The following is a 20,588-nucleotide window of genomic DNA, read 5'->3' as shown; positions in this document are numbered from 1 at the left end:
TTTGTGTTCACTTTTGGGTGTTGCACTTAATTTTCTAATTCATCACGTGATGGAATAGTGGAGCATGATGTGTTAGCTAATTTCCAACTCTTTTCGTATGAGCGATTGCTATATAATCTTTTAACGAGGCAAAAGTAGACGAATCTCGCTTCTTACCTTGATGCAGTAAGAGATTCAAAATATTGAACTCGCTGTGTGCGAATTGTTTATGGAAATGAAAGTGACGGGAGACAGCTTAATCATACTCAGTTCGCAGATCTAATAGCAGACGCTCATGCAAAAATTACATTTTGAGAGTAGGAAGCCATCGCTTTGATGAAGCGGTGGTTTTTGTTTGGGCATATTTAGTGAGTTATAGATTTAAAGAAAACTTATTTCCTCTATCTATGAAAAATGAATATGTCAAGAGATGAAATTCCTTATAATGTAAAAGCGAAGATTCGATTATAAGGAGATGATCCAAATGGAAACGTTGGATTTAAAAACAATTGATAAAATTGGGAAGGAATCACACTACTTTGTTCCGTCTTATCAGCGCGGATATCGTTGGGATCGACAGCAAGTCGAAAATTTACTGAACGATTTATATGAATTTATGAATGAGGAGAATAATGAGATTCAAGATGGTCAGTTTTATTGTTTACAGCCAATTGTTGTACGAAAACGAAAGGAACATGAATTCGAGGTAATTGATGGCCAACAACGGTTGACTACGATTTCAATTTTACTTCAATGTTTGGGCGAGTCGACGTTTACAGTTTCTTATGAAACGAGACCGAAGAGTCAACGCATCTTGTCTGCGATTCAAGAGTATGCAATGGAAGAACCCCAAGATGTCGACCACTACTATTTTAAAGAAGCGTGTATGACCATCCAAGCGTGGCTTATGAATTTTCAACCGCAGGATGAGGAAGTGGTAAGTAGATTTCGTGACATACTGATGCAGCATACTAAAGTAATTTGGTATGAAGTGCCTGAAACGACAGATGTTCACGAACTCTTCATGCGACTTAATGTGGGAAAAATTCCATTGACGAACGCTGAGTTGATCAAAGCGTCCCTTCTTCAACCATTGAAAGAAAACGCTCGACAAGAGCTTGCTCTACAGTGGGAGGAAATGGAACAGACGTTACAAGACGATGCATTTTGGTACTTTATCGAACCGACTCAATTTTATACGAATCGGATTGAATTGTTGTTCGATATGATTGTTGGTAAAACTTCAGATCAGATTGATCCTTTTTATACATTTTATCAAATGCCGAAACATCACCATTTCTGGAAAGAAACACGTGTGTTATATGCACGACTTCAAGAATGGTACGCTCATCGCGAAACATATCATCTCATCGGATATCTGTTACATGCGAAAAACAGTAAGCATATGCTTCCAGAGCTGATTGCTCTATACAATCAGGACACTATTGATTCGAAAGAAACATTCATTTCTAAGTTGCGACAGTATGTGCGTAAGACACTTCCTAACGACTTGGATGGAATGTATGAATATCGTTATGGGACCCATAATCCTGAGATTCAAGATGCCCTTCTCTTGTTCAATATTTTAGAGGAAATGCGTTCAGTACGGGATACGCATCGATTCCCGTTTGATCATTATGCGAAAGAACACTGGTCACTCGAGCATATTCATGCGCAGAAGACCGAAGAGTTAAAAAATCGAAAACAGTGGTCACAGTGGTTGAAAGATGCATCGAAGCTACTTTCACCATCAGAACATCGAGAATTGATTGAATCGATTCAAACCACGTTACAAAGTGATTTTGACCGAATTGCGTTTGAAGAGATGGTGAAAGAGATTGAAATCGTATTGAAAGAGAAGTACAGCAAGCTGTTCATTGAAGGTGAAGATCTTCACGGATTAGGAAATCTTGCTTTGTTAGACCGACGTGTAAATTCGACATTAGGCAATCACTATTATCCAATTAAATTTGAAGCGTTAAAACAGCATGAACGAGCTGGTGGATACGTTCCTCCAGCGACCCGAAAAGTGTTTTGGAAATATTACTCGAACCAACCAGAACATTTTGAGTATTGGTCATCAAAAGATCAAGAAGAGTATGTGAAGGTCATCGTTGATACATTCAAACACTATTTTGAGGAGGATACGCATGCATACGTTTAAATCGCTTTTAGAGACACAGGCTATCGAAATTCCGATGATTCAGCGGGATTATGCTCAAGGTAGAACGGATTCACACGCAACACGAGTTCGTCAAGAAATCGTCGAACAGCTTAGGCAAGCGACACTTGAACAAAAAGAACTAGACTTTGATTTTATTTATGGGACTGTCCGAAACAACACCCTAAGACCTCTAGACGGTCAACAACGATTGACCACATTGTTTCTTTTATATTGGTACATCGGACGGTATCGCAGACAGGCACTTCCGGCATATTTACACGGATTTACGTATGAAACACGGATCAGTGCCCGTGACTTCTTTCATGCGATTCGTACAGAGAAAATTATAGAAATTCCAAAGCGATCATTGAGTATGGTGATTCAACAGCAAAAATGGTTCCACGAGGCATGGTTACATGATCCAACCATCCAAGGTGCACTCACGATGATGGATCAACTTGATGACGCGTTTAAAGATGTCTCAGTGTCAGATTTACCAGATTTAGAAAACGAAGAACCAAACATCACGTTCCATTACCTTGACCTAGACGAGTTTCGTCTTGATGAAAGTTTGTACATCAAAATGAACTCACGTGGAAAGCCCCTTACTTCATTTGAGCACTTTAAAGCACAGTTTGAGCAAATGTTAGAAAGACAAGGATGGATGAACGAGCAACAAGAATTCTCAACAAAAATTGAAGTAGACTGGTCCGATTTAATTTGGCCACATCGCGATTCAAAGACTCAAACGATTGACGCGACTTTTTTAAATGTCTTTCGTTTTGTTTCGAGTATTCTTGCACTTCGACTAGACGTTGATCAATTCGAGGATCAAGAAGATTTATTCAACAACGTGACCATGCCAGAAGTATTTTCCGACATTTATCGCGAACCAGAATCGGTACGTTTCTTATTTGATGTACTCAATACGTGGTCAACAGCTGACGAAATGGCTCATGACTTTTCGATATATCTGAAAGAAATACCTTTACTCCATCAGGAATTATTAGAACGATTTTTGACAGGGACTCTCTCCAATGAAGATCAATTTGCTGTCTATGCCATTCTGGTGATTAAGCAGAACTCATCATCACAAGACACTCAACTCGTTCGTGTCATACGTAACTTGATTGAGGGAATCCGACAAAACAACCAAGGTGTATATAACTCGAACTTACGTTTTGAAATGTTCAGTTCTTTGTATAAACAGATTGAACAGTTGATTATTGGCGAAGGTACAATTATCGAGCGTCTTGAGAAATTACAGAGTCCTTTCAATGACCAAATTGTTAAACATGAGATTGAGAAGCAAAACTGGATCAATGAAAACATTGAGAAAAAATCATTGCTGTATCGTCTAGAGGATCATCCAGTATTAAAAGGATTGACGCATCGCATATTCCCGATTTTCACGAAACACGGCGAAGTCGCTGTGGATGTGTTTTACGATTTGTTACAAGCACCACCATCCCTCGTTTCAAGAGCTATGTTATCGATTGAAGACTATTCGCTAGTAATCGGACGTTCTAACTTAGGGCCTCGTTATGTATTTGGAGGAACAAAGTATCAAGGGTTTGTTTGGACGAATCAATTGAGTAAAAATAAAGTAGATGAAGACGAAAAACAAGTACAGTTTGTGATTGATACATTGATTGAGCGATTGATACACATGGATGGTCCGATGAATGAATCACTTAAACAAATCATTCATCATTGGTCGGGGGAAAGAGACTGGCGTTACTACATGACACAATACGAACTCGTAATGACCGATAAAGGGCACGTATTTACTTTCACAGGCGAAAACGCATTGCAAATTGAGCGGTTGAACGGCGTCAACTTGCAAGGGTCCCATGCGAATCCGATATACATCGAAGTGGCTGCACGTAATCCAGTAGTGATTGTAGAAGAAGTGTACTACGATTACCTCAGTGAAATGAATGTGAACGGGATTGTTTTGCACCTTGTCGATAAAACATGGAAAGTAGAGGGGGATGTTGATGAAGACTTCATCCAAAATCTGATCTCGACAGATGAAGACGTTGTCATGCAAGGTGTTCGATTGACTCGTTGGTTAGCGGGGCAATCAGCGGCAACAAAAGTTAAATAATTTTCGGAATAAACTTGAGAGGGATGGCGCATATGTGTCGTCCCTTTTTTATTCTGTCGATTATTTATGAAGAATCACTATTTTATTGACCTTTAACAAAAAAAGTAAACCCCAACCTCTTTAAATTCCTTATAATAACAACTGAGGAACAAGGAGGGTTATGCTTGGAATTATTAAGTAAAGAGCAAATGAAACAATCACTTGAGGAATGGGTTTCTTTATATGCAGATGATCCATTCCTTGCAAACGATATTCAACATCTTCAAGAACACTTTGAGCATACAAGAAGCCAGATTCTTGCCGTCGGTCAGTTTAGTGCAGGAAAATCAGCTTTGCTCAACGCATTGCTCGGTCATACATACTTAAAAGCACACACGAACGAAACGACAAAAACGATTACTCGAATCTTTGCTATACAGAATGGGCAACTCCCGACTTTTAAAACTGTTGCTGCTAATGGAGAAATCATTGAAGAAGGACGAATGGATCCAGAGAAGATTGAAAAGTATACGACTTTTCAAAAAGAGTCTTCTGTATCCTTAGAACCACGTTATGTGGATCTTTATCTCGATGTTCCGTTTCTCAATGATGATTTGATTTTAGTGGACACTCCTGGTGCGAACTCACGAACGATTGAAGCATTCGAGACGACGGAGGACATTTTATTTTCTTCAGCGACGGTGCTTTACCTGTTTCAGGCACCCCGAGGAATTGATGTGGTCGATGATGAATTGATTCAACGCTTTCTCCAACAAGGCAAACATGTCATTCTTGTCGGAACCCGTTATGACACGATTAGCGAGACACAATGGCAAGACGTGAAAGTGGCAATGGAAAAAAGGTTAGCCACCTATTGTTCGGATATCCCAGCTATCTTTCCGGTAGCATCGCTTCAGGCGATGGAAGCTAAACATTCGGGGAATGAAAAGCTGCTTGATGAATCGGGACTTCTGCAGCTTGAACAAGAGCTTTCTATGTATATGGAGACGAAAGCCTATGAAAGCTCGGAACTAAACAGTCTACGACATGCGTATGAAGAATTGATGTTACGAATCGAATCGTACGAGAGTATGAATCAGTCTTTATCGATAGAACAGGAAAAAGAACGTCAATTACGTGAGGCACGACTTCGCCAATTGATTATCGAGAGCTACGATCACATCGAAACACATGGGACGAACTTGCTAGCAGATATCACATTTGATTCAGACTCAGCTGATGAACAGTTGATCCTTCAACTGAAAGAAGTCCAAATGAAAAAGAATAAAGAAGAGCGACAATTCCGAAAAACTTTTCGACGAGAAAGTGATAAGCATTTGGAAAAGTCGAAATTTCAAAGTGTCATGGCTGAATATCAGACGTATCAAGAAGAATGTCTATCTTTACTCAAACAATGGAATGAAGAGGTTCATTACCTGTTTACGAATCATGTGGACCGACGTCGTGTAGATATTGAAGATGAACTTGCTCGCTTCTTTCAAGCGATGGAAGTGTTCGACTTAGAACACAAGGTAGACTGGGATGTTGCCAAAGTTGAGTTGAAGAGCAATATTCAACTGAATGAAAAGCTAGATTTAATGCAAATGATTGAAAATCGAACAAAAGAGATGAAACAGTTCAAATCGAAGCGTACGAGGTTAATCAACTCATCTAAACGTGCGGATCAAAAGCTTCATGAATTACCCGAGCAGCGTGACATAAAAGTTGCAAACATTGATGCAGATTGGAAGCTTGAGATTCAATCGCTTGGAAAGATGCCTGAAGTCGAAAAGAACGTCGAAGTAAAACGGAAGTGGCTGTTATTTAAAGAGCGCACTGTGCATAGAGATTCGACGGCTCGTGATGAGTGGTCGGAAAAGTATGAAGAGTTGAAACAACAACATGATCAGACACTTCAGCAAGTAATGGAGCAATCTGCCAAGCAAATGAAAGAAGCGGGAGAAGAATCAGTGAGGCTAGAGCGAGAGATTCAGCTTCACGAAAAGAAAATAGAAGACTACGAGGCGAACACCATTCAAGAGATTCAAGAATTACTTCGTTTCAGTTCTTCGGACACTCAATTTATGGATGAACAGGCAGAGGAGATTCATGCGACGATTGTCGACGCGCTAGAAGATACGAATGAAGCGATGGCTAAAGTGCTACGACAATTCACAATTAATTTTAAGAAATACATTAACCAAGAAAAGGCGAAGACACTTCAACACCTACAAGTGACTCGTTATAAAGGAGAAACTCATGCGTAAAGAATTTACTCAACAACTTGATGCGATTACTCAACTTTTTACAGAAGCCAAACAGACGGCAGAAGAAACGTTATCCGTATTTCCTGATTACACCGAGTTACAAGATTGGATGAAACTCCTACAGCAACAAGAAAATCAGTTTTTGCAACAACGCTTTGAAATTGTGGTCGTTGGAGAATTCTCGACGGGTAAATCCACCTTTATTAACGCTTTGTTGCAGAAGGAAGTGTTGCCATCGCGTGTCACGCCAACGACAGCAACCATCAACTTCATCCGTCACCAGACGGAAGGTCCGGGTCATGAATGTGCCATCGTGCACTACTACGATGGGAAAGAAGAAGAGGTGTCTTTTGACCAACTCGATCAATATGTGACTGAGATGAGTAAGTTGTTGGATGTATCACACGCCATTCGACATGTTGATTTATTTATCGACTCCCCTTATCTCCAAAACGGTGTTGTTCTTGTCGATACACCAGGGCTACAGGCCCTCAACCCTGAGCACGAACGTATCACAAAGGACAAGATTCGGACGTCTCAGGCTAGCATCCTACTCTTCAACATGGAGCAACCTGGAAAACGGACAGAGTTTGAGTTTTTGAAAGACCTGTCGGATTCGATCGACCGCATTTTCTTTGTCGCAAACCGGTTAGACGGCATTCCGAAAAATGAGATTGAAGAAGTCGTTCGATCACTTGAAACCGCATTGCGTCAAAACGAATATTGTAATGTGCCATTGGCCCAAGTTTATCCGGTCAGTGCCCTTCAGGCATTGAAAGCCCATGATGCAACTGTCGAACCCGATAAGTTTGTAGATTGGTCGGTCGAAGATTTACGTACTGCCTCACGTTTTGAGATGTTCGAAGAGAAGTTAGAACATTACTTGTTTGACGGTGAGCAGACGAGAGATGCCTTGCAGTCTCCTTTCTTTGATTTGGAGCAGTACTATAAACGCATGGGTGGCTTGCTTCACAAAATTGAGGATGTGTTGAACCAATCCATTGATGTCGAAGAAATGGCGAAACAGTTCGATTTGCTCAAACTTCGTTACGACGTACGGCGAACAGAATTAAATCAACAAGTTAGAGAGATTAAGAAGACGTTCGACACGTCCATCGAAAAAAGTGTGGAAGACTTAAACACAAGTGTCACTCAACTCGAAAATGAATTGATTGATTCATTGAATCAGATTGAATGGATTGGGGACTTAGAGGACATCGAAGAAGACCTAGAACAACATACTGACCAACTCGAGCAATTATTCCAGCAAGCATTGAAGAAGCTATCTAAAACGTTGAAGCGTGAGATGGATGAGTATGTCGAGCAATTTGATCTTCAATTTAAAGAAGAGGTAGCCATTTCATCAATGCCTGTTTCTTTAAAAGTGAAGCAGCGACAAGTTGATGCACATGTGACTTCTCAAATTGAGCTCGAGGATATTGAGGAAAAACTGAAAGATATGGATGAAGACTACCAACAATTGATTGAACTTAGAAGAGTTAAAGGGATAAAGAGTGAAAAGAATCATCACTATGAGATGGAACGTAAACTTTTGCAACAAGAATTAGAGAGCAACGCACTATTACTGGGACAAAATCCAAAACGTATTGAAAAAACGGTCATTCGAACGCGTGTGATTCTATCGGATAAAGTAAATAAGATGTGGGTTGAAAATAAGGAGTATGAACGTTTGATTCAACAACAAGATGAATTACGAAGAGCGCTTCGAGAATTGACAGCTCGTCACCATGACAACACAGATGGTCTCATCGAAGGGGTTAGTCGATTCGAGTCAATGGAAGAGTGGAGAAAAGCAAAAGAAGAACTCGAAAGAGAAAAGAAACGGATTCGTTTCGAACAAATGAAAGAACAAAATGAAGCGGATAAAAAAATGGTGACAAAAGAAGTACGTCGAGTCATCAAACAAATTAAGAGTAACGGAAGACGACAGCGTGATGAGTTTGAAACATTTTTCGAAGAATGTGACACGCTTCAAGTGGCAAGAGGAGAAATTGATTTACATTTAGAGGCTCAAGATGAGTTGCTAGCAAGTCTCCGCGAAGAACAAACCGTAATGGAAAAGATGATGAACGAGTCAGCAGAAGAAAAAGAACGAATTCAACAACAATTAAGTCGTGTATCTGTAGATTTAGAACAAGCGAAAGAGAGGTTACAAGAATGCAAATTGAACGTACTTCTACCTTAATCAATGAATCCCTTATGGAAACGGTGCAGCAAGAGCTCGGTTTATTGGAACGTGAGGAAAAAGAATTTGCCTCTCTGTTTGGCTCTTTACAAGACCAAACGGTTCGAGTCGGCGTATTTGGGTCATTTAGTGTCGGGAAATCAGAACTTCTAAACCGAATCATCGGGAAATCGCTTCTTCCTACCCATACGAATGAGTCAACGACAATCTTGACCACCATCGGTTATGGCGAACCAAAGATTCATGCTACGACAACGGATGGCGAGATTGAATTCGTCAGTTCAGAAGAATTTTCTCAGTATGTAGCGAGTGGTACACAGAAAAACTGGACATCCATTCATATTGCTACTTCTGAACTTGCGAATCAGCCGACGCTACAGCTCGTCGATACACCAGGGCGCAATACAAAGTATGCCCATCACATTAGCATGACTGAAGAAGCGATGCTCCGTTGTGATGCGGCCATTTATGTGATGTCATGGCAAGGACTTACGGCGGAAGACATTCTATATTTAAAACAGTTGATCCCGTATCAACCAAATTTGTATTTTGTCATCAACAAAATCGATCACTTATCGGAAACATCGCTTCAAGAAGTTATGGAGCATACGACGAATCAATTAGTTGAAGAGCTTGGCAAGTATTATCCACTTGTTGCTGTCAGCGCGAAAACTGGTGCTGGTTTGTCACAAGTGACCGAACAGTTGATTCCTGATTTAGTGACCAATACGCACGCACTTAAAGAAAGTCGTTTCGTACATGCGATGATTCATTGGTTGAATCAAGTGACCGTACGTTTAGAACAAGACTTATATCTTCAAAAGCTAAGTGCGGACGAGACAGGTGAACAGTTACAAGAAGCGATGGAGCGAGTTCATCTTCAAAAAAATCAATTGAATGAACAAGTGGAAATCGAATTATCTCAATTTCACGAATCATTGAAACAAACTTACAAAAAAATGAAAGACATGATCGAAGAACAGCTTGAATGGGCACAGAATCAATTAGAATCTCAATTGATGACGAAGCTCGATGAAAATGTCGCTCAAGAAGTACTGATCGAGCTGCGCAGAAATGTCCATGACTCCGTGAAGCGTGAGTTCGATGGATTGTTGAGTGGGATTCGTTATACGTTACAACCGATTGAGGGAGATGTGACGGTTAACTTTAATGCGTGGTCTTTTGATGAGTTCCAACAAGCTTATGATGAACGGCGACAACGTATGGTGGAAGAGCATGAAGCAAAATTAGCTGAGATTGCTCACGTGGAATCAGATTCTTCTGCAGAAACTGTCCAAACCTTACGTGATGAACTTGAAAAATTACAAGATATGTTACATCAACCGTATGAGCCCATGTACATAGTTGATGAATCGTTTGATCCTCATAAGATGGAAAATACACTGAAGATAGTGGGTCGTGTCGCTGATATCGGAGCTGCAGTTGCATTGGCTGTACTTACAAAAAGGCTCGGTGCAGGAGCGCATGCAGGTGGGAAAGTTGTAGTTACTGAAAAAACGAAGCAAGCAGCTGAAGAATTCGTAAAAGACCAGCAAGATAAAGAACAAGTGAAGAATGAGCAAGAACAGAATCAAAAACAGAGTGAAGAAGAGAGCACTGAAAATGAACAAGAAGATCCAAAAGAAGCGGCGAAACGTAAAAGAAAAGAGATGACAGCAACCATCGTTCAAACATTGGTAGAAGAAACGGAAAAGCGCTCTACTAAGAAAGATGCATCGATGTGGAAAGCGCTTGATCAAATTACGAGTCCTCTAGAAACGGTTGCTGTTCGAATCGGTAAAACGATGGATGCCGATCGGCAACAAGATATGCGTATTGATTACGAGCATCAAGCTCGCTTCCACGCAGAGCGTCAACAAGTGTTGCACGCCTTCACGAAAAAACAAGAATTGTTAGATGAGATGCTACGCGAGGCTGGCGAAAAAGAAACACTTAAACAAAAAATCGATCAGAAGCGAAAGTATTTACAAGACGAACGCGAACGACAGCTTCAACAGTTAGAACGAGAAGAAATCGAGGCAATGAAAAAGGCTGAGACACAGCACATCCAAGAACAAGTAGAAGGAACGGTAGACAGGCTCATTCGAGAAGAGGGTGAAGCATTCGAACAATGGTTACAACTTGAGACTCTCAACATTCAACGAGTGATGGAAGAAGAATTACCGCGGCATTATCGTGAAGAATTAAGTGAATGGGAAGAACGTCTCACGAAACTAAAAAATGAGAAATCAACTGAACGAGTTGAATTTGATGCATCAGAGGCAAACATTGAACGTCAGATTGCCTACATTGCACAATTGAAAACGGAGATTTTACAAAAATGAAGTGTATGACGATGCTCGGGCAGCAGATTGATGCTGCCCGTCTCACTTCTGAATATTCGTACTGGCAAGCGTTGAGCAATGAACCGACACCCACCTACACGTTTCAAAGAACGAAGTTGTTTGTCGTCGGAGAGCCGCGACTTGTCACTGAATTGTTTAAAAAATCCGTCACCTCGTCTGGTCCATTTCCGATTCGAGAAGACTCGACATTTACGTTGACGAATTTCTATGACGTGGAATATGTTCATCCAAACGATTTACATCATATATCGTTTAGGGCGGATCATACTGTCAGCGTCGTCATAGGGGATCGATTGGAAATATGGATGAAGCCTTTGCTCGATCGTAGACAATGTCACACCGTCATTTCAAAAGATATTGTCTTAAAAGGAGACATGTGGTCGTGGATTCATCAAGTTTCCTTTGACACCTTTACCTTTTCGGATTTGTTAAAGAAAAATTCTTTATCATTTCATCAATCAATACCTCCAATCGCTTTATCCTTTTTGAAGCATGCAGGTCTTCGTCTTGAGACAAAGGATGTTTCTTATGAAGAATGGCAAACCGAATGGTTGAACATTGGGATGGATATGTTGAACGAGACTTGGCTCTACTATGGCTACCCTCCCCGGCCTTATTTTCAACAAGTGGTCAAACGCTTAATTCAACTGGAGCAAATTGGAACGCTTGATTTGTATGGAAAGCGGGATGTGGCTCAGTGGTTACAAGTGTTAAGGAAATGGGGGAGTCTGAATGATTCATTTGCTGGATGAGAACTGTCGAAAAATCGAAAGTAATCTATCACAGTTTCTAACGAGATATCGACCAGATTGTCTGGAAGATTGGCGACAATTTTGCGAAACGTTAGAAGCATTGTCTGTGGTGGAACGAACGAAACGACTAGATGATGTCGCAACCATTTTCCTAGAAACAATTTATCCAAAAGTAGCATTAGAAAAATGGACAACCCTCGAACATGCTATGGATCAAAAAGTATCGAAAGACACCTTGCAACTTTTTTATGAAACACTTCCTGAATGGCATGAGGAAGTGAAATTGGAGGATTTGAAATGAAGAACTATCAACTATCGGTCACCATGGCGATTGCAGCAGGTTCGCTCGCGGCCATCACACAAACGACAAATTGGGTGAAATGGACGTTGATTGGCGTATTCTCGTTAGCGATTTTCGCAGTCGGTCAGACACTCTTTCACATGTTTGAAGAGTCAAAAAAACAAACTTCTGAGAATCAACAAGCTCTTGTGAGCGAGCTTAACAACTGGCAGAACGTTCTGTCGCACCAATCGCAACAGTCTCAAACCGAACTATTCGCACTCATGAATGGTCATCAAGCAGAATGGTTTTTGAAAATGGATGAGTTTTTCACAATCAACCGTCAGCAACACCTTGAGCAAGAGAAGCATTTTTTGCGTATTCAAGAAGACTGGCAACACGTTCACGCGGAGCAGGCGAAACGAGAGGAACAACGCCAAGTGTTGATTGCAGAAAGTATGGAGCGTTTGTCTACTGCATTACATACGCAAATCGAACAATTGGAACGAATGCATTCGAGTATGCAACATCAACTCGAGACACAACGAACACATACAGAGAGTCAATCAGAATTTGGTACGAAACTGTCTCGGTTAGTGAAGAATCAAAATTTATTGCTGCAAGATATACAGGAAGAACTCAATACTGTAAATGAGCATGTCGAGGAGTCGAATGAGGCATTTAGTTCTTCTCAAGAACAGATGGAAGCGATGTCGAACCATTTCGAAGATCGGATGCGCTTATTCCATGAAGGCATTGTAAAGTTATCTGAGATTGTAGATGAATTATCAGAATCACGAGCCATCGAAAGACAAGAAGCTCTACAGGTTCAAGAAGGACTAATTGAGAAGTTGAAACGGTATCAAAAAATAGATGCATAAAACAACAAGATCAGTTCAAATTGCCTGAGGCAAAACAGACTGATCTTGTTTTTAAAATACGGACGAAGAAGGATTAGTTTATGAATAATTCATTTCTTTTAAGAGAAGAACCTGAATAGCAATAATAGATAAAAAATCGGTTTTCCTATTTCTTAAAAACTGCCGACAGAGTGCCTATGCCTCTTGATACACTAAATAAAAAGAATAAAGTCATGGAGGCTATACATATGAAGAAGTTGTTAAGTGGCGTTATGTTAGCAGTGTTTTGTTTGACAGCCGTACTGTCACCAGCCCAGATTCCTTTTTCTCAAGGTGATGTGAGTAAAGTCGAAGCAGCGATTGAAAAGCAGTTCAACAAATCGAGTAAAATCTATGCATCACGTAGTCGGAAGGCAAAAGTCATCCTTAACGTCAAAAAGAATCAGACTGTCACAGTACTCGAGACAGTCGGTAGTTGGAGTAAGGTGCGTACGGGTAAGAAAACGGGATGGACTGCAAACCGAGATTTGAGTGTGGTGAAGCCGAAGATCGAGATTGATCGTCCTTCCCCAACAGCTCTATTTGAAAAGGTGAAGCTAGATCCCCGTTTCACCGAATTTGAGGGTATTCGTCTCATTGGCTATAAATATGAAAAGGGAGAACAGAATTTCCTTCAGGTGTTTCACCTCGAAGACAAAGGAATTTTAGTCATGAGACATTGGTTCGGTGATGCCTATAAACCAGGTGTCAGACCAAAGGAACGTGAGGCAATGATGAAATATCAATACGAATCCATTCAAATGATGGGTGAGTTGGTGTACGGACCTGATACACAAGAAGCTAAAAACTATGCGAGCGTGGCATCTGCACATATGACTGAGGTGGAACGTCTTGTTATGGAAGACTGGCATAATCGGATGCGTTATTTCAAAGAAGGAACGTTCCGTGCAAATGGAGACTCCTTTAAATATTATATGGCCGGATCAGGAATTGAGATTGAGTTTTCTGAATAAAATAGGAATTCTACGTATGAAATGTAGAGTAGTAAATTTATGTATAAATAAGCGTTTAGGAAAGTGGAGTGATCGAAACTGGTCACTCCGCTTTTTTGTGTTGTTCATGCCCCTATTTTTATAAAATAGGTCATTCTGTTTTTGGAAAACGTGCTATATTTTTATATGGGATTTATAGGATTCATATTCAAAAACCTACATATGAGAAAAGAGAAGAGGAAAACATATGAAGAAGTGGTTGGCTCAATTGATTATCATTATATTATTAGTGCATTCATTACCTTATTCAGGATTAGCAGTGGAGGATACAGAGGCACCTGAACTGATCAGCTATACGATTGAATCAGGAGAGTACACGGTGGGGGACGAAGTGAGTGTGCGCGTCGAGGCGAGAGATGACTCGCCCCAGATTCCTTACGTGTCTTTTTTCTTGAAAAAACCAATCACCGGCGCATGGCAGTATGTGTCCATGGATCATCAGGGGGACGGTGTCTATGAAGGGACGCTTTTGATCGAAGATGGGATGGAATCCGGGCGCTACGTCATGGGGTTCGTGAATCTCGTGGACGCACAATCGAATAGTCGAACCGTCTATCGTGAAAAAGATGATGTCCAAGGGTTTGAAGTATATGGAACGAACAGTGACACAACTGCTCCTGAACTCATTAGCTATACGATTGAATCAGGAGAATTTACGGTGGGGGACGAAGTGAGTGTGCGCGTCGAGGCGAGAGATGACTCGAACCAGATTCCTTACGTGTCTTTTTTCTTGAAAAAACCAATCACCGGCGCATGGCAGTATGTGTCCATGGATCATCAGGGGGACGGTGTCTATGAAGGGACGCTTTTGATCGAAGATGGGATGGAATCCGGGCGCTACGTCATGGGGTTCGTGAATCTTGTGGACGCACAATCGAATAGCCGAACTATCTATCGAAATGAAGAAGATACTCAAGGTTTTATATTAAGATATCCTTCGTCCGACACAGTCAAACCAACCTTCGCAAAAATCGATTCGGCAACACTCGAGCTTGATGAAGGTGATTTCCAATCCTTCAAAATCTTTGCGTCTGACGACTTGAAGCTAAAGTCAGTCGATGCCACGTTTGTGAACGAAATCAATGAAACCAAGACATTATCAAGTACACATGTCACGTCAGATGGGTTTAACATGGAGCTGCCTCGTAGCGCATTCCCTAAAGAAGCAGCAACATGGAAACTCCAGTCCTTGCGTATTCAAGATATGAATGCGAATGAAACGATCGTGACGGAAGGGTTGTCTTTCACAGTTAAAACGCTCGCTCCAATTACGCCTGTCGATGCGCGCATCGTCAAGTCAAATGAGTCTTGGAGTTACACAACGGTGAACCAAGATATTTACATCATGCCAGGTGCCACATTGACACTTGGACAAGGAACGGTATTGAACGGCAATGTGTACGTGGGTGGACGATTACGATTGACCGGAGGAGTAAATGTGAAGGGGCAACTTCGTGGCACATACTTCACCTTCGGGTACTATACGCCTTCCCAAGATGGAATGGTCGTTATGTCAGGGTCGAACAGTGTCTATTCGATGACTGCGACGAATCAATTATATGATACGTTACCATTCCGACTCGAAAGCACACCTGTATTCGAACAGGATGGACAGGTGTCAGTATCGGGATCATTCATTCCGTTGTCGACTCTATACTTGAACGGAGAACAGCTTCAAACGAAAGCGAACGGGACGTTCCGTGTCGATTTGAAGACTCCGGAAGATCGGACGTTACGTTTCTCGATGACCGATGCTTACGGTAAGATTCATCGATGGTCATATCGAGTGTATAAGACGGACGTTCCAGTCGTAACTGTCACACTCGACAGTGGTATCTATTTGAAAGGTCAGACGGTTGGATTGACGGCGACCGATGGGACGATTCATGTCACACGCAACAATCAAGCATCTGTTTATGAAGGTCCCTTCACGCTCAATGAGACCGTGAGCCTCTCTGCTTATGCGAAGGATGAGATTGATCGTACATCTGAGACCGTATCCCGTCGATATGAAGTCATGACGATTGATCCTGTGACGAACCGAGATACGTCGATTCAAGGAACGGCGGAACCGGGGACACATGTGACATTGACACTCGGCGCAGACGCATCTACCGTGACGACCGATGAAACGGGTCGATTCGTCTTCGACGGCCTACAGTTAACCAATCAATCAACATTCTCAATCCAAGCGACTCACGGGATGCTGGCGAGTGACGTTTGGACGAAGTCGATTCAAGATGTGATTGCACCGATCGTGACAGGTGTGTCACATGACCATTTCTATGCTCAGCCTGTCTCGTTCACGTTCAATGAAGGGACAGCGACGTTGAATGGCAATGTTGTCAAATCGCCTGTCCGTATTGAAACGGATGGAACCTATGAGTTGGTGGTTAAGGATGAAGCGAACAATCAGACAACCGTGCGTTTCACGTTGGATCAGCAAGCGCCTGTTTTGACGGGAGTGCCGAACGGTTTGACCAATCAAATCGTAACACCGACCTTCAATGAAGGAGTAGCGTTGTTGAATGGGAAATCGTTTACGTCAGGTCAATCGATTACGACAGACGGAACGTATACGCTGATTGTTCGAGACAAAGCTGGACATGAAACGAAGCAATCATTCAAGATTGACCGTACCGCGCCTGTCGTCAGCAATGTTCAAAACGGATCACTTAACCGAAATATTACTCCAGTCTTTGGAGAAGGTACCGCGACTTTGAACGACAAGCCATTCACAAGTGGGACGATTGTATCGGAAGAAGGCGTCTATGAACTAGTGGTCAAAGATGAAGCGGGGAACGTCACAAAACTTACGTTCACCATCGATAAGACGGCAGTCGAAGTTCAAGGCGTGACGGCTAACGGACACTATCAAACGGCACGTCCGACATTCAGCGAAGGAACCGCGACCTTGAACGACAAACCGTTCACGAGTGGGACGGTCGTGTCGGAAGAAGGCGTCTATGAACTAGTGGTCAAAGATGAGGCGGGGAACGTCACGAAGGTCACGTTTACCATCGATAAAACGGCAGTCGAAGTTCAGGGTGTGACGGCTGATGGATACTATCAATCGGCACGTCCGACCTTCAGCGAAGGAACCGCGACCTTGAACGATAAACCGTTCACGAGTGGGACGGTCGTATCGGAAGAAGGCGTATATAACTTAGTGGTCAAGGATGAGGCGGGGAACGTCACGAAGGTCACGTTCACCATCGATAAGACGGCGGTCGAAGTTCAAGGCGTGACAGCTGATGGATACTATCAATCGGTACGTCCGACCTTCAGCGAAGGAACCGCGACTTTGAACGATAAACCGTTCGTGAGCGGGGCGCTCGTGTCGGAAGAAGGCATCTATGAACTAGTGGTCAAAGATAAAGCCTTAAATGTCACCAAAGTAATGTTCACCGTCGATAAGACAGCTGTCGAAGTTCAAGGTGTGACGGCTGACGGACACTATCAATCGGTACGTCCGACCTTCAGCGAAGGAACCGCGACCTTAAACGACAAAACGTTCACGAGTGGGACAGTCGTCTCGGAAGAAGGCGTCTATGAACTAGAGGTCAAAGATAAGGCAGGGAACGTCACAAAAATCACGTTCACCATCGATAAGACAGCGGTCGAGGTTCAAGGTGTGACAGAAGAAGGTACGTACCCGTCCGCTCAACCGACATTTAGTGAGGGAGAGGCAACGCTGAACGGAAAACCGTTCACATCGGGTCAAGTCATCACGACTGACGGGAACTATACATTAACCGTCACCGATCGAGCTGGAAATCAGACGGTCGTTCACTTCACGATTGATGCGACACCTCCTGCAGTCAGCGGCTTCACGTCAGGAAAAGTCGCCTATCGAGAAGTGAAACCAACCTTTACAGAAGGAACGGCAACATTGAACGGGAAGCCATTCCTTTCCGGGACAACGATTGCCACAGCAGGGAAGTATACGTTGGAGATTACAGATGAGCATGGGAACAAGCGGAGCGAAACGTTTACGATTGATCGCACCTCCCCAGTCGTAACTGGTGTGACGCATCGTCAATTGACGAATAAAGATCTCGTCATCAAGTTCAATGAAGGAACGGCAACATTGAACGGAAGACGGATTGCCAATCAGACGAAAGTGAGTACTTCTGGAGCTTATACACTTCGTGTGACGGATGCCGCTGGGAACATCACACAACTTACATTCACCATCGATAAGAAAGCACCTGATCGACCGACTTTACTCACGCTCACGAACAAATCGACTCGCGTGACGGGGAAAGCGGAAAAGGGAGCAATGGTGTACATTTACTACAACAACCGCACGTATAAAGCGAAAGCAAGCGGTACGGGTGTGTATCGCTACGATATGAAGACGACAAAAGTCGGTGCAACCGTATCGGTTCGTGCGTTAGACGCCGCCGGCAACCTTTCGCCGCTCACGTCGCTACGTGTCCTCAACACGTTCCGTACATTTTCTGTCAACTCGGTTCGGGCGAGTCAGACTTACGTGACGGGTAAAGGGAACGAAGGGGCGACGGTTCAGGCATTTGTCGGGACGAAAGCCATCAGCAAGACGGCTAAAGTCGATTCCCGAGGAAATTATAAACTAGTGATTCCACGTCAGAAATCAGGCGTGACAGTCACAGTGAAGATGAAACAGAGCGGGTATCAAGATATGAAGAAAATGATTAAAGTTACTCGATAACTTTAAAAATATGTCCGCACATTAAAGCGTCCCCCTACAAGTTCCTCGGAACAATCCGACTTGTAGGGGGACGCTTTTTAGACATGTAGTTGATTAGAAAAAAGACGGTTGTTCGGTTGATTCAGCGAAATATCCATACAGCCGTTTCATTTGTTCTAAGGAACTTCATCTTCCGAGAGGTCGATTTTTTAGGCATAAAGACTCAAAAAGCACATACATTCACCTGAATCACAAAAAGATTAAGAGGTTCAATATACCTATATGCTAAATTAGTCATGTAAGACTTCACTGATAATGGCAAAACTATGCGAAAGCTAGTGACGCAAAGCTAAAGGGCCTTTAACATGGCAGCCAGTTTCCAAAGGAGGTTCGTCTCATGAAGAAATTCTTCACGGGGATGTTGGTATTGTTGTTCGCTTTGATTGTGTTGCGACCTGCCGCCGTAGATGCGGCGAGTACGCGTGTCGATACACGGACGGGGAAAGTTGACGTGTATATCTCGAGCCAAGACAAAGGCTCATTTAAATTAGAGATTCGACAAGGCAAGCAGGTTCGCTATCATGATGTCTACAAGGGGAAGAATCATTTCAATTTAAACTACGGGAACGGGGATTATACATTCGCGCTCTATCAGTCATCGGACGGCAAACGCTATAAGCGCATCAGCCTCCTTCAGAAAACGGTCCGTCTCATACACTCATCGGCACCGTATCTCCATTCGACTCAAAACGTTTTCATCGATCGTGTGACGTCGCGCCTCGCTTCGTCGCTGTCACGTTCATCCTACTCTACTTCACAGCAAACGCTCGTGACAAGCCGTCATGTCGGCAAGACCATTGCCTATGACTATAAAAAACTCACCAAACTCACTTCTACGTATTTGCCTGATCACGCGACAACGTTACGGACGAAACGTGGGATTTGCTATGACTTCGCTTCGTTGAATGCAGCACTTCTACGCGCGCAAGGCATTCCGACCCGTCTTGTCATGGGTTCCGCAAAGGGAGTGACGGGGTATCATGCTTGGAATGAAGTATTTATTAGTGGAAAGTGGCGCATCGTTGATGTGACACGGGATGTGACGGAGAAACGTACGACGACGTTCCGTAGCGCCTCTGACTATCGTGCCTCAATCTATTACTGAACAATGACCAAGGTCCCTTCTTGAGAAGGCGGCCTTTTTTTGGTGTGTTCTTTGAGGCGAGTCTCCTTGTTCCACGTTTGTGATGTCTACAAACAAAGACACAGGAGGAAACGTACATGAAACGATGGTTATCCATTGTCTTGACCGTCTTGCTTGTCGTACAGCCGTTCGCTGTAACTGAACTTGCATATGCGGAAGGAACGGTTGATTCTTCCCAAACAGAGAGCACAGAAGAATCGAATCAATTGCTTGATGAGTCATCTGGAGAAACGACTCCGGATGCGACCTCACCTGGAGAAGGAGAAGCTTCTCCAGAAACGACTCCGACACCTTCAGATGAGAGTGATCCGGCGACAGAAACCGCACCACCGGACCAACCGAGCGAGGAAGGTGGAGAAACACCAACTCCAGATAAGCCGAAATCTGAAGAACCGGTAGCGGATCAAAAAGCTTCGAAGGAAGCAGTGCTCGACATCCAGGATGAAATCTTGACCGATTATGTAGTGACCGAAACGACAGAGACCGGGGGGACGGTAGATGTCGTCACGACGGATTCGATCGTCAAAATTGACTACAATTGGGCGCTTGCGAACGGACATCCATATGGAGAAGGATCGACGTACCGATTCCAAATCCCAGAACAGCTCAAGATGTATCGAGCCGTGACGAACCAACCGTTGAACTTTATCGACGAAGGTGAAACAAAGTCGATGGGCTTATTCAACGTTGACGTGAA

At 42.9% G+C, this 20,588-nt stretch carries 12 protein-coding genes and 1 riboswitch; all 12 genes read left to right on the top strand.

Annotation, left to right across the window (positions count from 1 at the left end; genetic code table 11):
- The first annotated feature begins 463 nt into the window (after positions 1–463).
- Positions 464–2,143 (top strand): DUF262 domain-containing protein, encoded by a 1,680-nt coding sequence (locus ON063_RS11320; RefSeq protein WP_274665213.1) that lies wholly within the window; start codon positions 464–466, stop codon positions 2,141–2,143.
- A complete protein-coding gene (locus tag ON063_RS11315) occupies positions 2,130–4,253 on the top strand; it encodes a DUF262 domain-containing protein (protein WP_274665212.1) in 2,124 nt (707 codons plus the stop codon). Before ON063_RS11320 ends, ON063_RS11315 begins: the two co-directional genes overlap by 14 nt.
- 164 nt (positions 4,254–4,417) lie before the next feature.
- On the top strand, positions 4,418–6,499 hold the full coding sequence (locus tag ON063_RS11310; RefSeq protein ID WP_274665211.1) for a dynamin family protein: 2,082 nt from the start codon (positions 4,418–4,420) through the stop codon (positions 6,497–6,499).
- Complete coding sequence (locus tag ON063_RS11305) at positions 6,492–8,705, top strand: dynamin family protein (protein ID WP_274665210.1); 2,214 nt, start codon at positions 6,492–6,494, stop codon at positions 8,703–8,705. Before ON063_RS11310 ends, ON063_RS11305 begins: the two co-directional genes overlap by 8 nt.
- Positions 8,678–11,050: a dynamin family protein gene (locus ON063_RS11300; protein WP_274665209.1), complete on the top strand. Its 2,373-nt coding sequence runs from the start codon at positions 8,678–8,680 to the stop codon at positions 11,048–11,050. Before ON063_RS11305 ends, ON063_RS11300 begins: the two co-directional genes overlap by 28 nt.
- Entirely contained in the window at positions 11,047–11,823 is a 777-nt protein-coding gene (locus tag ON063_RS11295) for a hypothetical protein (RefSeq protein WP_274665208.1), read from the top strand. Before ON063_RS11300 ends, ON063_RS11295 begins: the two co-directional genes overlap by 4 nt.
- On the top strand, positions 11,804–12,124 hold the full coding sequence (locus ON063_RS11290; protein ID WP_274665207.1) for a hypothetical protein: 321 nt from the start codon (positions 11,804–11,806) through the stop codon (positions 12,122–12,124). The genes ON063_RS11295 and ON063_RS11290 overlap by 20 nt, the downstream gene beginning before the upstream one ends.
- Positions 12,121–12,984, top strand: a complete 864-nt coding sequence (locus ON063_RS11285) for a hypothetical protein (RefSeq protein WP_274665206.1) — start codon at positions 12,121–12,123, stop codon at positions 12,982–12,984. Before ON063_RS11290 ends, ON063_RS11285 begins: the two co-directional genes overlap by 4 nt.
- Before the next feature lie 227 nt (positions 12,985–13,211).
- Positions 13,212–13,976 (top strand): SH3 domain-containing protein, encoded by a 765-nt coding sequence (locus ON063_RS11280; RefSeq protein WP_274665205.1) that lies wholly within the window; start codon positions 13,212–13,214, stop codon positions 13,974–13,976.
- Positions 13,977–14,202: 226 nt separating this feature from the next.
- The gene (locus ON063_RS11275; protein WP_274665204.1) at positions 14,203–18,708 is read left to right on the top strand and encodes an Ig-like domain-containing protein; all 4,506 of its coding nucleotides are present in this window, start codon (positions 14,203–14,205) and stop codon (positions 18,706–18,708) included.
- A gap of 286 nt (positions 18,709–18,994) precedes the next feature.
- A riboswitch (cyclic di-GMP riboswitch) is annotated at positions 18,995–19,071 on the top strand.
- A gap of 13 nt (positions 19,072–19,084) precedes the next feature.
- Positions 19,085–19,852 carry a transglutaminase-like domain-containing protein gene (locus ON063_RS11270; RefSeq protein WP_274665203.1) on the top strand — a complete coding sequence of 256 codons (768 nt, stop codon included), beginning with the start codon at positions 19,085–19,087 and terminating at the stop codon, positions 19,850–19,852.
- Positions 19,853–19,968: 116 nt separating this feature from the next.
- On the top strand, positions 19,969–20,588 hold a 620-nt coding region (locus ON063_RS11265; protein WP_274665202.1), incomplete at its 3' end, for a hypothetical protein.

The sequence above is a fragment of the Exiguobacterium sp. B2(2022) genome, assembly GCF_028823655.1.
In the GTDB taxonomy this organism is placed as follows: domain Bacteria; phylum Bacillota; class Bacilli; order Exiguobacteriales; family Exiguobacteriaceae; genus Exiguobacterium; species Exiguobacterium aestuarii_A.
Note: the sequence above shows the minus strand (reverse complement) of the source record. Positions and strands in the feature narration are given on the sequence as shown.

Excerpts from the sequence above, each read along its gene's own strand:
- ON063_RS11320 (WP_274665213.1), top strand. The coding sequence starts at position 464 with ATGGAAACGTTGGATTTAAAAACAATTGATAAAATTGGGAAGGAATCA.
- ON063_RS11315 (WP_274665212.1), top strand. The coding sequence starts at position 2,130 with ATGCATACGTTTAAATCGCTTTTAGAGACACAGGCTATCGAAATTCCG.
- ON063_RS11305 (WP_274665210.1), top strand. The coding sequence starts at position 6,492 with ATGCGTAAAGAATTTACTCAACAACTTGATGCGATTACTCAACTTTTT.
- ON063_RS11300 (WP_274665209.1), top strand. The coding sequence starts at position 8,678 with ATGCAAATTGAACGTACTTCTACCTTAATCAATGAATCCCTTATGGAA.
- ON063_RS11295 (WP_274665208.1), top strand. The coding sequence starts at position 11,047 with ATGAAGTGTATGACGATGCTCGGGCAGCAGATTGATGCTGCCCGTCTC.
- ON063_RS11290 (WP_274665207.1), top strand. The coding sequence starts at position 11,804 with ATGATTCATTTGCTGGATGAGAACTGTCGAAAAATCGAAAGTAATCTA.
- ON063_RS11285 (WP_274665206.1), top strand. The coding sequence starts at position 12,121 with ATGAAGAACTATCAACTATCGGTCACCATGGCGATTGCAGCAGGTTCG.
- ON063_RS11280 (WP_274665205.1), top strand. The coding sequence starts at position 13,212 with ATGAAGAAGTTGTTAAGTGGCGTTATGTTAGCAGTGTTTTGTTTGACA.
- ON063_RS11275 (WP_274665204.1), top strand. The coding sequence starts at position 14,203 with ATGAAGAAGTGGTTGGCTCAATTGATTATCATTATATTATTAGTGCAT.
- ON063_RS11270 (WP_274665203.1), top strand. The coding sequence starts at position 19,085 with ATGAAGAAATTCTTCACGGGGATGTTGGTATTGTTGTTCGCTTTGATT.